Source organism: Amycolatopsis sp. WAC 01375 (genome assembly GCF_003947325.1).
Classification (GTDB): domain Bacteria; phylum Actinomycetota; class Actinomycetes; order Mycobacteriales; family Pseudonocardiaceae; genus Amycolatopsis.
On sequence record NZ_QHHW01000032.1, the window covers coordinates 114066 to 129902 of the forward strand.

11 protein-coding genes are annotated in these 15837 nt (G+C 70.2%); 2 read left to right on the plus strand and 9 right to left on the minus strand.

Annotation, left to right across the window (positions count from 1 at the left end; all coding sequences use genetic code 11):
* Positions 1–45 precede the first annotated feature (45 nt).
* The 5 genes from proB to DL991_RS20385 all read right to left on the minus strand — a co-directional run bounded on the left by proB (position 46) and on the right by DL991_RS20385 (position 6589).
* On the minus strand, positions 46–1155 hold the full coding sequence (proB, locus tag DL991_RS20365; RefSeq protein ID WP_125785927.1) for a glutamate 5-kinase: 1110 nt from the start codon (positions 1153–1155) through the stop codon (positions 46–48).
* A complete protein-coding gene (gene obgE, locus DL991_RS20370; RefSeq protein ID WP_125785928.1) occupies positions 1152–2609 on the minus strand; it encodes a GTPase ObgE in 1458 nt (485 codons plus the stop codon). The genes proB and obgE overlap by 4 nt, the downstream gene beginning before the upstream one ends.
* Before the next feature lie 110 nt (positions 2610–2719).
* A complete protein-coding gene (rpmA, locus tag DL991_RS20375) occupies positions 2720–2977 on the minus strand; it encodes a 50S ribosomal protein L27 (RefSeq protein ID WP_086846674.1) in 258 nt (85 codons plus the stop codon).
* 38 nt (positions 2978–3015) lie between these two features.
* The gene (gene rplU, locus DL991_RS20380; RefSeq protein WP_005158538.1) at positions 3016–3330 is read right to left on the minus strand and encodes a 50S ribosomal protein L21; all 315 of its coding nucleotides are present in this window, start codon (positions 3328–3330) and stop codon (positions 3016–3018) included.
* A 169-nt stretch (positions 3331–3499) separates the two neighbouring features.
* On the minus strand, positions 3500–6589 hold the full coding sequence (locus DL991_RS20385; protein WP_125785929.1) for a translation initiation factor IF-2 N-terminal domain-containing protein: 3090 nt from the start codon (positions 6587–6589) through the stop codon (positions 3500–3502).
* Positions 6590–7127: 538 nt separating this feature from the next.
* Here DL991_RS20385 and DL991_RS20390 point away from each other — a divergent pair.
* Positions 7128–8561, plus strand: coding sequence for a S8 family serine peptidase (locus DL991_RS20390; protein ID WP_125786047.1), 1434 nt, complete (start codon positions 7128–7130; stop codon positions 8559–8561).
* 63 nt (positions 8562–8624) lie between these two features.
* Here the strand turns inward: DL991_RS20390 and DL991_RS20395 are convergent, their stop codons facing one another.
* From DL991_RS20395 to DL991_RS20405, 3 genes are read right to left on the minus strand one after another with little or no spacing between them, the layout of a single operon-like run.
* A complete protein-coding gene (locus DL991_RS20395; RefSeq protein ID WP_125785930.1) occupies positions 8625–9452 on the minus strand; it encodes an ABC transporter permease in 828 nt (275 codons plus the stop codon).
* Position 9453: 1 nt separating this feature from the next.
* On the minus strand, positions 9454–10269 hold the full coding sequence (locus DL991_RS20400) for an ABC transporter permease (protein ID WP_125785931.1): 816 nt from the start codon (positions 10267–10269) through the stop codon (positions 9454–9456).
* A complete protein-coding gene (locus DL991_RS20405; protein WP_125786048.1) occupies positions 10269–11183 on the minus strand; it encodes an ABC transporter ATP-binding protein in 915 nt (304 codons plus the stop codon). Before DL991_RS20405 ends, DL991_RS20400 begins: the two co-directional genes overlap by 1 nt.
* Before the next feature lie 118 nt (positions 11184–11301).
* On the opposite strand from DL991_RS20405, the gene DL991_RS20410 reads away from it, so the two are divergent.
* Entirely contained in the window at positions 11302–12336 is a 1035-nt protein-coding gene (locus DL991_RS20410; RefSeq protein ID WP_125785932.1) for a M14 family zinc carboxypeptidase, read from the plus strand.
* Between the two features lie 59 nt (positions 12337–12395).
* Here DL991_RS20410 and DL991_RS20415 read toward each other — a convergent pair whose 3' ends face one another.
* Positions 12396–15740, minus strand: coding sequence for a phosphodiester glycosidase family protein (locus tag DL991_RS20415; RefSeq protein ID WP_125786049.1), 3345 nt, complete (start codon positions 15738–15740; stop codon positions 12396–12398).
* Positions 15741–15837 lie beyond the last annotated feature (97 nt).

The window sequence follows — 15837 nt, forward strand, 5'->3', positions numbered from 1 at the left end:
CTTTCGCGACCTGCCGGACCGGCGACTTCGGCAGGGTCTGGTGCCCTAGCGACGAAGGGGGACGAGGTCGTCCGCGTGGACGACCTCGCGTCGCTGTTCGGCGGGGAGGTCGTGGCTGGAGCGGCCGATGAGGTCGGGCAGTTCGCCCGCGTCGAAGGCCACGACGCCACGCGCCACGGTCCGCTGCCGAAGGTCGACCAGGTCGACGACGTCGCCCGCTTGGAAGTCGCCGTCGACGCCGGTGATCCCGGCGGCGAGCAGCGAGCGGCGGCGGCGGACGACGGCCGCGACCGCGCCGTCGTCGAGGTGCAGTTTCCCGGATGCGCCCGCGGCGTAGCCCAGCCAGAACCGGCGGGCCGACAGCCGGGAGTCCGCGGCGGCGAACGCCGTGCCGACCTCGGCGGTCGTGAGGGCGCGCGCGGCCTCGGAAGCGGCGGCGAGCAGGACCGGGATCCCGGCACCCGCGGCGGTGCGGGCCGCGGCGAGCTTCGAGACCATGCCTCCGGTACCCAGTCCGGAGCTCGACATGCCGACGGTGATGCCGTCCACGTCGGCGTCTCCGGCGACTTCGGCGATCTTGCGAGTCGCGCCGTCACGCGGATCCCCGTCGTACAGACCGTCCACATCGGACAACAGGACCAGTGCGTCGGCACCGATGAGGTGGGCCACCAGCGCGGCCAACCGATCGTTGTCGCCGAAGCGGATCTCTTCGGTGGCCACGGTGTCGTTCTCGTTGACCACGGGCACCGCGCCGAGGGCCAGCAACCGGGTGAACGTGTTCTGCGCGTTGCGGTAGTGCGCGCGGCGTACGACGTCGTCCGAGGTCAGCAGGACCTGGCCGACGATCAGGGAAAACCGGCCGAACGACTCGGCGTAGGCATGGGCCAGCGCGAGCTGGCCGACGCTGGCCGCGGCCTGCTGGGTGGCGAGGTCACGCGGTCGTTTTCCGAGCGCGAGCGGCGCGAGTCCCGCGCCGATCGCCCCCGAGGACACCAGCACGATCTGCGTGCCGCGGGACACCCGGTCGGCGATCGCGTCGACCAGCGCGTCCAGCCTGGCCACGTCGAGACCGTCGCCGGCGGTGGTCAGCGCGGAGGAACCGACCTTGACGACCACCCGCTTCGCGTCGGCGATCGCACCACGGGTCGAGCTCACTCGTCGTCCATCGCGTCTTCGACACCGTCCGGGCCGTCACGACGGATCCGGCGGGCTTCCTTGCGCTCGGCGGCACCGATCCGGTCGGTGTTCTCCAGCCGCACGTCCGTGCCGCGGCCCGAAAGGTGTACCGCGACGCCCGCCGGGGTCGACGGCTCCCACTCGAACTGGACGTCGCCGATGGTGACCGGGCTCCCCGGTACGGCGCCCTTGCGGGCCAGCGCTTCCTCGACGCCGAGCCGCTGCAACCGGTCCGCGAGGTAGCCGACGGCCTCGTCGTTGCCGAAGCTCGTCTGGCGGATCCACCGCTCGGGACGGACACCCCGGACGATGAAGGCGCCTTCCTCCTCCGGGTCGTGCTCGACGGTGAAGCCCGCGTCGTCGACAGCCATCGGGCGCAGCACGACCTTCGCCGGCTCCGGGGCGGGCTGGTCGGCGCGGTACTTCTCGACCACGGCGGCGAGCGCGTACGTCAGTTCCTTGAGTCCCTTCCGCGTCGCCGTGGAGATCTCGAACACACTGAGCCCGCGGGCTTCCAGTTCCGGGCGCACGAACTCCGCGAGTTCGGCGGCCTCAGGAACGTCGATCTTGTTGAGCACCACCACGCGGGGCCGGTCGGCGAGGTCGCCGCCGAGACTCGGGGTGTAGCGGGCGAGTTCCTCTTCGAGGGCGTCCATATCGGACAGAGGGTCGCGTCCGGGCTCCAAGGTCGCGCAGTCGATGACGTGCACCAGCACCGCACAGCGTTCGATATGGCGCAGGAAGTCGAGGCCGAGGCCCTTGCCCTCGCTCGCACCGGGGATCAGGCCCGGCACGTCGGCCATGGTGAACACGGTCGACCCGGCGGTGATCACGCCCAGGTTCGGCACCAGCGTGGTGAACGGGTAGTCGGCGATCTTCGGCTTGGCCGCGGACAGCACCGAGATCAGCGACGATTTGCCCGCGGACGGGAAACCGAGCAGGCCGACGTCGGCGACCGAACGCAGCTCCAGGACGAGGTCGCGGGCCTCCCCCGGCTCGCCGAGCAGCGCGAACCCGGGCGCCCGGCGGGCCTTGGAGGCCAGCGCCGCGTTCCCGAGACCGCCACGGCCGCCTTGCGCGGCGACGAAGGTGGTGCCGGGGCCGACCAGGTCGGCCAGGATCTCGCCGTCCTCCGTCATCACGACGGTGCCGGACGGGACCCGCATCTCCAGCGTCTCCCCCGCCGCACCGGCGCGGTTGCCGCCCTGGCCCAGCTTGCCGTTGCCGGCGCGGGCGTGTGGGCGGAAATGGAAGTCGAGCAGCGTGTGGACGTTGGGGTCGACGATCAGCAGGACGTCGCCGCCGTTGCCGCCGTTGCCGCCGTCCGGACCGCCGAGGGGCTTGAACTTTTCGCGGTGCACCGAGGCGCAGCCGTTCCCACCGTCACCGGCGGCCAGATGGATCACCGCACGGTCCACGAACCGGGACGCCATGACTTGCCTCTATTCACTCGCGATAGAAAAGGGGATACACAAAACAAACGAGGGGTGGGCCCGGATATTCCGGCCCACCCCTCGTCAGAGGTCTAGCTTGAAGCCGAAACTCAGGCTTCGGACGGCACGATGTTGACCGTCTTGCGGCCACGCTTCTCGCCGAACTGGACCGCACCGGCGGCCAGGGCGAACAGCGTGTCGTCGCCGCCACGTCCGACGTTCACGCCGGGGTGAAACTTGGTGCCACGCTGGCGGATCAAGATCTCGCCCGCGTTGACTTCCTGACCACCGAAACGCTTGACGCCCAGCCGCTGCGCGTTCGAATCGCGACCGTTGCGGGAGCTGGACGCACCCTTCTTGTGAGCCATGGCTCAATCCTCTTTCTGACGAAGATCCGGAGAAAGTCCTACTTGGAGATGCCGGTGACCTCGACGCGGGTCAGCTTCTGCCGGTGACCCTGGCGCTTGTGGTAGCCGGTCTTGTTCTTGAACTTGTGGATCCGGATCTTCGGACCCTTGGTCTGCTCGACGACCTTGCCGGTGACCGAGACCTTCGCCAGTGCGTCGGCGTCCGTGGTGACGTCGCCACCGTCCACAAAAAGGACTGCGGGGAAGGTGTGCTCGGTACCCGGCTCGCCTTCGAGCTTCTCGACCTCGACGACGTCGCCGACGGCCACCTTGTACTGCTTGCCGCCAGTCTTGACGATCGCGTACGCCGACACGGAAGTCTCCTGCTTACTCGACAACGGGTGGGGGCTTGCGTGATCGGCCCACCAGGAAAGTCTCGGTGGTCCAGATGCTGCGCAAGGTGCCCGCTCTAGGTGGCGGGCCGTTCTACAGGTTACGTGGAGCTCCCCGGTGCGATCACACCGGGGTGCCCCTAGGTGTTCACTAGCTCTTTTCCGACGCCTTGACCGGCGGACCGGCCGGCCGCGAGGCCGCCCGTCGCGGACGACGGCGAGTGGTGGCAGGACCGGCCGGGGCCGGAACGTCCACCTCGGACTCGGAAACCTCTGGTGTCACAACGGTCTCAGTAGTCACCGGAACCTCGGGAGCTTCGGGCTCGGGGCCCGATTCCCCGACGACGGCGATCTCTTCGTCCCGCGCGGCCGGAGCCTCGTCGTCCGGAGTCGTCACCGGTTCACCGGCGAGTTCGGTCGCGGGCGGCTCGGCGACCGGCTCCGAAACCGGCTCAGCTGCCGCCTCGGCCGCCTGTTCGACGGTTTCCTTGGCAACGGGCTCCGAAGCTTCCTTCGCCGTCTCAGCGGGCTGCTCCGCCGCCTGCGGGGCGTGGCCGTTGAGCGCGGCGCCCTCGGTGTTCTCGGTGACCTCGTGCGGGTGCTCACCCTTGGCCGCCTTGGCGGCGTTGGCCACGGCCTGGACCGCCGAAACCACCGACTCACGCTGGCCGGAGGCCTGCGGAGCCTCGGTCTTGGGCGCCGCGGGCTCGTTCTGCCCCTGGTCCTCGCCCTTGCCGCGACCGCGGGACCGGCGAGAGCTCTGCTCCTTGCCGCCGCCGCTGCTGCCGCCACTGCCGCCGTGGCTGTGACCATTGCCACCGCCGGCGGTGCGCTGCGGCTCGGTCGAGACGACCACGCCGCGGCCCTTGCAGTGCTCGCACGGCGTCGAGAACGCCTCGAGCAGGCCGGTGCCGATCTTCTTGCGGGTCATCTGCACCAGGCCGAGCGAGGTCACCTCGGCGACCTGGTGGCGGGTGCGGTCGCGGCCGAGGCATTCGGTCAGGCGGCGCAGCACCAGCTCACGGTTCGATTCGAGCACCATGTCGATGAAGTCGATGACGATGATGCCGCCGATGTCCCGGAGCCGGAGCTGGCGGACGATCTCCTCCGCCGACTCCAGGTTGTTCCTGGTCACCGTCTCCTCGAGGTTTCCACCCGATCCGGTGAACTTGCCGGTGTTGACGTCGATGACCGTCATCGCCTCGGTGCGGTCGATGACCAGGTAGCCACCCGAGGGCAGCCAGACCTTCCGGTCCAGCGCCTTGGTGATCTGCTCGTCGATCCGGTGGTCGGCGAAGGCCGAACCGGTGCCCGTGTACCGCTTGACCCGGTCGGCCAGATCCGGCGCCACGTGCTGCACGTAGTCGTAGATGGTGTTCCAGGCCTTGTCGCCCTGGATCTCCAGCTTGGCGAAGTCCTCGGTGAACAGGTCACGCACGACCTTGACCAGCAGGTCCGGCTCTTCGTAGAGCATGACCGGGGCGCTGTTCTTCTTGCCGCCGTTGCCGGCTTCGGCCTTCTCCTTGATGACGTCCCACTGCGCCTTGAGGCGGCGGACGTCACGGTCCAGCTCCTCCTCGGCGATGCCCTCGGAAGCGGTGCGGATGATCACACCGGCGTCCTCGGGGACGATGCGCTTGAGGATGTCCTTCAGGCGGCGACGCTCGTTCTCCGGGAGCTTCCGGGAGATGCCGGTGGCACCGCCCGCGGGCACGTAGACCAGGAAGCGGCCCGGCAGCGAGATCTGCGTGGTCAGCCGGGCACCCTTGTGCCCGACCGGGTCCTTGGTGACCTGGACCAGCACGGAGTCGCCACTGGAGAGCGCCTGCTCGATCTTGCGGGCCTTGCCCTCGAGACCGGCGGAGTCCCAGTCGACCTCACCGGCGTAGAGCACGGCGTTGCGGCCGCGGCCGATGTCGATGAAGGCGGCCTCCATCGACGGCAGCACGTTCTGCACGCGGCCGAGGTACACGTTGCCGACGATCGAGCCGGTGCCCGACGAGGTCACGAAGTGCTCGCACAGGACACCGTCCTCGAGCACGCCGATCTGCGTGGACTCGCCCTTCTCGGCGACGACCATGGTGCGCTCGACCGACTCGCGGCGGGCGAGGAACTCGGCCTCGGACAGGATCGGCGCCCGACGGCGGCCCGCCTCGCGGCCGTCCCGGCGGCGCTGGCGCTTGGCCTCGAGCCGGGTGGAGCCGCGCACGCTGCGGACCTCGTCCCTGGCGGGACGCTCGGTCTCGGCTGCCTTGGCCTGGCGCACGTGGACGACCGTGTTGGGCGGGTCGTCGCTGGTGGCCTCGGTGGCGTCGTCGTCCCCGCCCTTGCGGCGGCGACGGCGACGGCGGCGCTTGCTGCCGTTGTCGGAATCGGCGTCGTTGTCCGAATCGGACTCCGCCGAATCAGAAGCAGCGGATGCCTCTTCGGCGTTCTCGGCCGCGGCCTCTTCGGCCTCGGCGGCCTTCTCCTTGTCCTTCGCGCGCTGATGACGACCGCGCGGGGCTTCGGGCTGCTCGTCCTCGTTCTCGTTCTCGGACTCGGCCGAGTTCTCGTCCCCGCCCTTGCCGCGGCCACGGCCACGACGTCCGCGACGACGGCGGCGACGGCCGTTGGCGTCGTCACCGTCGTCGTCGGTGCCGTGGCCCTCGGCCTGGTCGTTCTGCGTCTCGTCCTCGTCGGCAGCCGTCTCTTCGGTGAAGGCGGGCTCCGGCTTGCGGGCGGGCTTCGCCGAGACGGGCTCCGGCGGCAGGAACACCGGCGACGGCGCGGCGAACACCGGGACGTGCACGGCGGCCTTCGACCGCCGGGTCGTCGTCTGCGGCGGCTCCGGGGTCACCGGGGCGGCCAGCGCGGGCGGAACACGCCGCGAAGGAGCCTCCACCTGCGGAGCGGGCTCCGGCTCGGCCTCGGGCTTCTTCGCCTCGGGTTCGGGAGCCGCCGGGGTCTCGGCGACGGGTGCCTCGACCGCAGCAGCCTCGGCAGCGGGGGCCGCCTCGGGCTCGTCTCCGACGGCGAGGGCTTCAGCGAGCTTGAAGGCCACATCGCGAGTGACGCTGGACTGCGCACTCCGGACGGTCTCGCCGAGCTCGCCGAGCTTGGCCATCAGTTCACGGCTGTTGGATCCCAGCAGCTTCGCCAGCGCGTGCACCCGGATCCGGGGAGGCAGTTCGCCCAGCTGGGCTGCGATGGGTGTGGCGGTATTCCCGCCGGTGACGGCGGGTGTGTCCGCGTTCGACATATATCTCCTCCGCCCCCGGGCGCGTCGGCTGGCTCACACCGGCTCGACGCGGCCGCGCAGGGGCCCCTTTCTGTTCGTTCCGCCGTGGTGGTCACCAGCAGCGGGAATCCTTGCCCGGCACCGCGACGGCGCGCCGGGGTTGTCCGGGCGCCGCATACGGCTGAAGGTCTGCTCGGCGGAGCGCTGGCCACGTTCGCGACATCGGGCCGCCCGCCACGTCGTCGAGCCGCATACAAGCGGCGACGCGTGTGGAGGATGTGCAGCACACCACCGGGCCACGAGACCGCGAGCGCCACCTCTCACGTGTGCCCATCGGCCAGCGGCCATCGTGAGTATCCCACACCCCGGCCCCACTCCGGTGTACTCGGTGCCACAGACCCGGCTCCCGGGCGCGCCGCGACCACCGGCCGAGCGAACTTCGCGGGAGAGCTTGTCGACCCGGCCGAGGGTGGCTACCGTGCCGCTCGGGGATACCGACGTCCAGGCTGGCCAGGTCGCGGCGACCCCCGTTGTCCGATGTTCTCCGGTGGGAGGTCCGGTGTCCCTGCTGGGGCAGCCCCTGCGAGCGGCCGTGTGCGCCTTCTTGGTGCTCTGCGGCTCGGTCGCCGCTGTGGCGACGGCCGAGGCCGAGCCATCGTGTCATCCCCAGGGCCGGGCGCTGCGTTACGTCGTGGCCTTCGACCGCGGCACCTCCGAGGCCGAGGCCAGAGCGGCCGTCACCGGCGGCTGCGGGAGCACGACGATCTACTACCCGCAGATCGCGGTGGCCGTGGCGACCTCCGCCGACAAGGACTTCGCCGAGCTGGTCCGGCCGGCCGCCGCGTTCAGCGCACAGGCGGAACGGCTGGCCGTGCAGCGGGCCAACGGCACGTCACCGGCCAGTTCGGCGCCCGCGCGCGCCGAACTCGAACCGACGGATCCCACAAAGGTGCCTTCCGCGGACCGCACCGGCGAGCAATGGGACATGCGCGCGATCGGCGCCGACAAGGCCCGTGAGCGGGAGCCGGGCAGCCAGGACGTCGTCGTCGGCGTCCTCGACTCCGGCGTCGACCCCACCCACCCCGAACTGGCGAGCGCCCTCGATCCCGGCAAGTCCGCGGGCTGCCTGACCGGCGCACCCGACCGGAACTGGGCCGCGACGACGTCGGTGCACGGCACCCACGTCGCGGGGATCATCGCCGCCGCCGACGACGGCAAAGGCGTCACCGGGGTGGCGCCCGGCGTGCGGATCGCCTCGGTGAAGGTGATCGACGATCGCGGGTACGCCGACCCGGAGGCCGCCGTCTGCGGGCTGATGTGGGCAGCCTCACAGGACATGGCCGTGACGAACAGCAGCTACTTCGTCGATCCGTGGTCGCTCTCGTGTACCCACGACGATCGACGGGGCGTGGTGAACGAGGTCATGGCCCGTGCCGTCGAGTACGCGACCTCGGCAGGCACGCTCACCGTCGCGGCGGCGACCAACGAAGCCGTCGCGCTGGTGCCCTCGCCGCACTCGGGTGCGCGGCCCCAGAGCGAAGGCTGCCAGGCGCTGCCCGCCGGCCTCCGTGACGTCGTCGCGGTGTCGTCGGTGAGCGAAGAGCGGGTCAAGGCCGGCTACAGCTCGTACGGGCTGGGCGTGATCGATGTGACCGCTCCCGGCGGCGAGGCCGGGCGGTGCGTGCTTTCGACCGTTCCCGGCGGATACGCGCCGCTGTGCGGGACGTCGATGGCGGCACCGCACGTCGCCGGTGTCGCGGCGTTGCTCGCTTCGGAACACCCCGGTTACAGCGCCCGCCAGCTGAGGCGGACGCTGAACGGCCAGGCCACCCCGATCGCGTGTCCCGCCGACTACGACCTGACCGGTGACGGCTCTCAGGACGCGTACTGCACCGGGTACGCGGGGTTCAACGGCTTCTACGGGCACGGGATGGTCGACGCGCTGGCCGCCGTGGCGCCGCGGCGATCCAGCTCGACCTTCTCCCGCAATTAGTCACCTACTTGCGGGAGAAGAGCAACGCAAGTAGGTGACTAATTGCGGGGAGGATCGACGGGGTCAGCGCAGCAGGAGCTTGCCGAACCGCTTCGAAGACGCGTAGATCCCGACGGCCGCCAGCGCCAGCAGATACGCCACGTTCCCGGCCATACCCCACGACAGGACGCCGACCGAGAGGCCGCGCATCAGCTCGATCCCGTGGTACAGCGGGAAGATCTGCACGATCCACTGGATCCCCGCGGGGTAGACCGAAAGCGGGTAGAACGTGGTGGAGAACAGGAACAGCGGCATCAGCACGAGGTTGATGTAGTCGAACTGCGAGACCGACCGCAGGAAGGTCACCAGCACGATGCCGATGGCCGAGAACGCCATCGCGATCAGCAGTGCCGCCGGGATCATCAGCAGGGCCCACCACGATCCGGGCAGCCCCATCACGGTCATCACGCCGAGGAACGTCGCCGAGTAGATCCCGCCGCGCAGCACCGACCAGCCGACCTCGCCGAGCGCGATGTCCAGCGGCCCGATCGGGGTCGCGAGCATGGCGTCGTACAGCTTGGCGTACTTCAGCTTGAAGAACAGGTTGTACGTCGAGTCGAGGATCGCGCCGTTCATCGCCGACGCCGCGAGCAGGCCGGGAGCGACGAAGGCGACGTAGCTCATCGCCTGTCCGCCGGGCCCGACGACCTCGCCGACGAGTTTGCCGAAGCCCAGCTGGAAGGCCATCAGGTAGAACAGCGGCTCGAAGACGCCGGACACGAACAGCATCCAGGCGTGCGAATACGTCAGGAAGGTGCGCTCCAGCACCGCCGTCGACCGGCCGCTGTACAGCGCGGACGGCAGGACACGCAGCAGCACCCCGCGCCGCGGGGCTTCGGTGAGCACTGCCATTTCAGACCACCAGCCGTCGGTAGAAGTACTTGTGCGCCAACGCCCAGCCCGCCCCGGCCAGCACCACCAGGAACGCGAGGTGACCCAAAGTGGCGAGCGGGCCGACGGTGCCGAGGCTGACCGCCCTCGCCGCTTCGTTGCCGTGCCACAGCGGGGAGATCCAGGCGATCCACCTCAGGGGATCCGGCAGCTGCGAGATCGGGAAGAACGTGCCGGAGAACAACGTCATCGGGATCAGGACGAACCGGAACACCAGGCCGAACCGGGCGCCCTCGTCGTAGGTGGTCGCGGCCAGCGCCATCACCGGGGTGCCGCACGCGATGCCGGTGAGCGTCCCGATCAGGATGACGGCGAGGACGCCGAAGCTCGTCCAGGATCCGAAAAGCGCCGCGATGACGGCGTAGATCGTGCCGGCCATGGTCAGCCGCAGGCTCACCCACATGATCTGGCTGCCGAGCACCTGCCCCGGTGTGATCGGGGTGGCGGTGACGGCCAGGTAGTCCTTTTGCCACTTGAACCCCGACAGCACCGGATAACTGGACTCCCCCACCGCCAGTTGCGCCGCGCCGGCGACGAGCAGTGCCGGGGCGACGTACTCGAGGTACGAGAACCCGCTCGTCGCCGCGCCCGCCTGGACCTGGGAGCCGAACCCGAGCCCCATCGCGACCAGGAACAGCACCGGCTGGAGACCCGTCGAGTACAAGGTGGACACCCAGTACCGGCGGTACCACATCCAATGGCCCTCGACCCGCAACCAGGCTCCCGCCCAGCGCGAGACCACACGGCCCGTCGACGCCTTCGTCTGTGCTGTCGTCATCAGTCGACCAGCGTCCGGCCGGTGAGACGGAGGAAGACGTCCTCCAGCGAACTACGGCGGACCAGGCTCGACAGGGGACGCAGCCCGCGCGCGTGCGCCTGTTCGAGAGTGGCCTCGCCGGTCATCGTGTAGAGCAGGACGCGGTCCGGCAGCACCTCGACGCGTTCGGCGAGGCCTTCGATCTGCTTCGCGGCCGCCTCCTGCTCGCCGTTCGGGAAGCGCAGCTCCACGACCTCGCGGGTGGAATACCGGCTGATCAGGTCCGCGGGCGAACCTTCGGCGGCGATCCGGCCGTTGTCCATCACGACCAGCCTGTCGCAGAGCTGCTCCGCCTCGTCCATGTAGTGCGTGGTGATGATCAGCGTGGTCCCGCCGGCCTTGAGCCGGAACAGCCTGTCCCACAACAGGTGGCGGGCCTGCGGGTCCAGCCCTGTCGTGGGTTCGTCGAGCAGGAGCAGCTCCGGGTCGTTGACCAGGGAGCGGGCGATGGTCAGCCGCCGCTTCATCCCGCCGGAGAGCGAATCGACCTCCGCGTTCGCCCGGTCGGTGAGCTGGGCGAACTCCATCAGCTCCTCGGCCTTGCTCCGCACGTGTGACCGGGAGAGCCCGAAGTAGCGGCCGTAGATCTGCAGGTTCTGCCGGACGGTGAGCTCGGTGTCCAGGTTGTCCTGCTGCGGCACGACCCCGAGCCGGGCACGGATCTTCGGCCCCTCGACGTCCGGATCCATGCCGAGGACCCGCAGGTCGCCGTCGCTGCGCGGGGAGACGCTCGCGATCATCCGCATGGTGGAGGACTTGCCCGCGCCGTTGGGCCCGAGGAACCCGAACGCCTCCCCCGGCCGGACCTCGACATCGATCCCGCGGACGGCCTCGAAATCGCCGAAACGCTTGACCAACGCCTTCGCCTGCACCATCGCCGGTTCGTGCTCTGAGTCGCCCACGGTTGGCACCCTAGGACCTGCCACCGACAAAACTCGACCGGTTTACCGGCACCCTTGTTGGACGGCCCCGGCTCGTCGATACTCACCGACCATGAGTCTCAAGACCGGAATCGCCCTGTTGTCCTTTTTTGTCAGCGCCGGGCTCCTGGTGACGCCCGCCGCTCAGGCCGCCGAGACCACCGCGCCCACGGTGACCACTGTGGACGGTCGGACCGTCGACCCGCGGCCCTCCACCGCCAAGCTGGCCTTCGAACTGCACAAGCTGGCCGTGCTCAGCCACGGGAAGATCCGGGTGGACAGGATCGGCCGCAGCAACGAGGGCCGTCCGGTGTGGGCGGCCAGGGTCGGCCACGGCAAGACCCGGATCCAGTACGTCACCCAGCAGCATGGCGACGAGCCGCTCGGCACGCCCGCCGCGCTCGAGTTCCTGCGCAAGGTCGGCGTCGGGCACAGCGCGTGGCAGCAGAAACTGCTCGCGAAGGTGACCGTCGACATCGTCGTGCGCGCCAACCCGGACGGCCACGAGCGCGACTGGCGCTACAACTACGACCCGGCCGCCACTCCCGAATACGGTGAGAAGGGCAAGGGTTACGACATCAACCGCTACCACGACCCGGCCGTCGCTCCCGAGGACAACCCGGCCACCGAGGCTGGCCTGATCCAGCGGCGGAACGCGTCGTTCAAGCCGGACATCATGGTCGACTACCACATGCAGGGCCGGTACCGGGACGCCGACGGCAAGGAGATCACCGCTTCGACGATGTGGCCGACGCATCCGGGCGTGAAACCGTCCGATGTGGACTTCGCGAAGCAGATCGCGGTCGTGGTGCAGCGGTCGATCGACGGCAACGGCGGCTACGTCTCGCAGTACCCCGGCGGTGACTACCAGGGCATCGCGCGCAACGGGTACGGGCTGCTCGGCAACGGCAGCGTGCTGATCGAGCTGAGCCTCATCCCGGAGCGGGAGCAGCAGCAGATCCAGGACGCGCTGGCCTCGATGCTCGCGATCGCGCGGACCGCGGCCGACGGTTCGGTGCGGAAGGTCGACCCGGCCGACGCCGAGGCGATCCCGCCGCGGGGTCCGGCGCTGCCGGGTACGGTCGAAGAGGCGCACGAAGCCGCCTGACGCGTGCAATGAAAGGTCCTTTCCTAGCAAATTTTGCTAGGAAAGGACCTTTCATTGCATTAGCGGACGGTGACCGAGAGGCTCTTCGTAACCCCGTTGACGGTGACCGAGAGGTTCGCCACCCCCGCCCGCAGCGCGGTCAGCACCCCGGTCGCCGGATCGAACGACGCGACGTCCCACGGCATCGCGGGAACGAAACCGCCGGCGACATGCGTGCCCCAGCCGCCCTTCCAGTCCGCGCTGACCGGATACGAAACCGGCACCTGACGCGCTCCCTGCGTCACCACCGCCCGGACGTCCGCCTTCTCCCCCGGCGCCAGCGACGAGGGCCCGGACAGCGTCAGCGCGTCGACGTTCGGCCGCGTTTCGAACCGCACCGGCTGCGCCTTGTCGCCCGGCTCGAACCGGACCATCGTCCAGCCGACGAACCCGCCGTCACCCGGAGCCGCCGCGGGCGACTTCCCGGAGTTGCCGTTCACCAGATAGGGCACGCCGTCGACCCGCGAAAGGCTGAAAACGCCCGCGTGCGAGGCGATCGCGGCCGTCTGCTTGCCCGACTCGCGTTCGAAGGCGGTCAGCCAGTCGGTCAACATGGCGGCTTCCTTGCGGTCGGCCAGCTGCGAGTTCCCGGCCGCGCTGGGGTCCTTGACCGGATGGTGCATCGCGACGACCACGCCGCGGATCCGCCGGTCCGCCTTCGCGCCGTCCAGCGCCTCGCGCAGCATCCGGATCTGGTCGAACCCGCCCGCGCGCAGCGATCCGCGCGAGGAATCCATGAGCACCAACCGGATCCCGGCGACATCGGCGACGCGGTGGGTCTCCCCGAACGCCGCCTGGAACTCCGCCAGCCCGTGCCCGCCGTCGGCCTCGTGATTGCCCGGAACGTAGTACCAGGGCGCCTTGCCGACGAGCTCTTCATCGATGATCGAGCGAGCCAGCACGAAATCGGCGGCCGTGCCGCGGTCGACGAAGTCGCCGTTGATCAGCACGAGATCCGGTTTCGCCGCCACCGCCTCGCGCAGCGCGCGCCGGGCCTGGGCGACCAGCGGGCCGTCCGGCTGGTCGGCGGTGAACTGCGCGTCGCTGACCACGGCGATCCGCAGGCCGCCGGTCGCGGCGCCGTCGATGATCAGCGCCGGGTCACGCGGCGCCGGGTCGGCCGGGACGGCGGCCGCGGGCGCGACCTCGAAGGTGAGGTCGTCGAACACCAAACGTCCCTCGTACTGCTGGGCCGGGACGTTCTCGACGGCATAGAACTTCGTCAGCCGCTGCCCATCGGGAAGCCCGGCCGGGATCGCCGCGCGGACGTAGCGCCAGCCCGTCCAGTCGACACTCAACGACAGGTCCACGACGGACGGGACGTTGGCGGCGTCACGGAGTTCCGCCCGCAGCCAGGCGCCCTTCGCGTCGCCGTTGACCCACAGGCCGACACGCTGGGTGCCGGGCGGCAACGCGACCGGTGCCGCCGAGTTGACGTATGCGGCGCGCGTGGCGTTGGTCCCGTTCAGCCGGTAGTCCAGTGCGAGACCGCGTCCGCCGTCACGCCCGGGTGCCTCGGAAAGCGCGGCGCCGACGACGGCGGGGAAGACGCTCGCGGTCCAGCCCGCCGGGCCGTCCAACGACGCCGCCACGCGGGATTCCGTGCCGACGGACGCCGCCAGATGCGTCACCTTGCCGCCGGCGGTGGCGGTGATCGCCGAAGCACCCGAGGCCTTCAGCGCGGTGACGGCGAACCCGTCACCGGACGGTTCGATCCGCACCACCGCGGGGTCGTAGTCGAGTTTGACGTCGTCGGGCTCGATCCACGTGCCGTAGCCGTCGGCGTCGTAGCCGAACACCTTGAAGGTGCTCTTCGCGCCTTCGCCGGACAACGCGACCTGCTCGGTGCTCGTGCCCAAGCGGACCGGTGAGCCGAGGACGTTCAGCGTCGCCTTGCCCATGACACCGCCGCGCTTGGCGTAGACGTCGACGCTCGCGGGCGCGTCCGGGCGGAGCCTGTCGGCGTGCGCGGTGAACACGCCGCCGGTCACGGTGCCGCGGACAGGATTCGTACTGAGCCACTGGACCTTGCCGTCGACGGCGGCACCGGTCTCGTCGTGGCCTCCGGCGGCGAGTTTTCGCGTCAGCCCGGAGAGCACGCGTGTCGCGTCGGCGCTGTCCTGCGCGGGACGGGGCGAGAAACCGGTCAGGCGCCCGCTTCCCGGCACGGTGGCGACACCGATGCCGTTGGGCACCAGCCGTTCCCCGCCGTCCGACGGCGCATTGCGCACCAGCGGCGACTTCTCGCCCTCCTCGCGGGCGAGCATGGTCGACGAGCCGCCACCGTCGAGGTTGATCGCGTCGTCCGCGCCGAGCGACTTCAGGTGGCGGGCGAGTTCCAGTTCGGTCATGCCACGGCTGTCCGCCTGACGGCCGTCGACCGTGGCCAGCCACATCTTCGTGCCGTCGGCGGAGAACCCGACCGCGGTCCGGGGGTGCATGGCGACGTTGTCGACCGGCTGGATCGCACCGTCACGCACCAGGATCTTGTTCCCGCCGATCGACACGGACAGCTTGCCCGCGTCACTCTTCGGCGCGTACGCGACGCCCACCCTGTCGCCGGTCTTCAAGCCGGACAACGTGTCCACGCCGCCGTCACGGGCCAGCAGGATCGTCGTGCCTGCCACGATCGGACCGTCCGCGGGCTGCGGACGCACCTGCGTGACGACGCCGTCGGAAACCTCGATTTCGACGACACGCTGGGCTCCGGCGACCGAGGTCCGTCGCGAAGACGCGCCCCACAGCGGGGTGTAGACGCCGATCGCGTCACCGCTCAGCACGGGGCTGTTGAAGTTCGACGCGGGCACGACCCGGCCGTCGGGCAAGGTGACCGACGCGTCGAGGAACACCTCCGCGAGCCGCGCCTTGCCTTCTTCGGTGATCGACGCGGTCAGGTTGTGGCCGCGCGCGGGCGCCGTCTGGAGTTTCCCGGCGTCGATGCCGACGCCGATCGGCGCGCCGCTGGCGTTGATGTCGAAGAAGTCCCCGTTGACCCCGGCGACCGCGCCTGCCCTGGCGACCTGTTGCGAAAGCGGTGTCCGCGCGGAAACCGTGCCAGGGCTGAGATACGTCGGCTTGAGGGTCTTGCTGGTGAGGTCGACGGCGAGGGTGTCGCCGCGGATCCAGCCCGCCGGGTCGTAGCGGTCGAACTCGGTCAGGCTCAGGCCCGGCGCGACGGGCGAAGTCGCGCTGGTGGTGACGAGACCGTCGTCGGGCGCGGCCACGGCGTACGCGGACGGCCCCTCCTTCGCAGAGGAGGCCGCGGGGGCGGCTTCGATGGGCGCAGGGCCGAGTGGAGCGGCCAGAGGATCGGCGTGCGCCGGTGCGGCGACGAACAATCCGGGCAGCAGGGCAGCGAGCAGCAACAGGCGTGAATTTCTCACGAAATACCCCACGATCGAGTGATAGGCAGCTCGGCTCAGCACAGCGGACGCGAGCCGCCAGGAGAAGACCCGGAGGTGA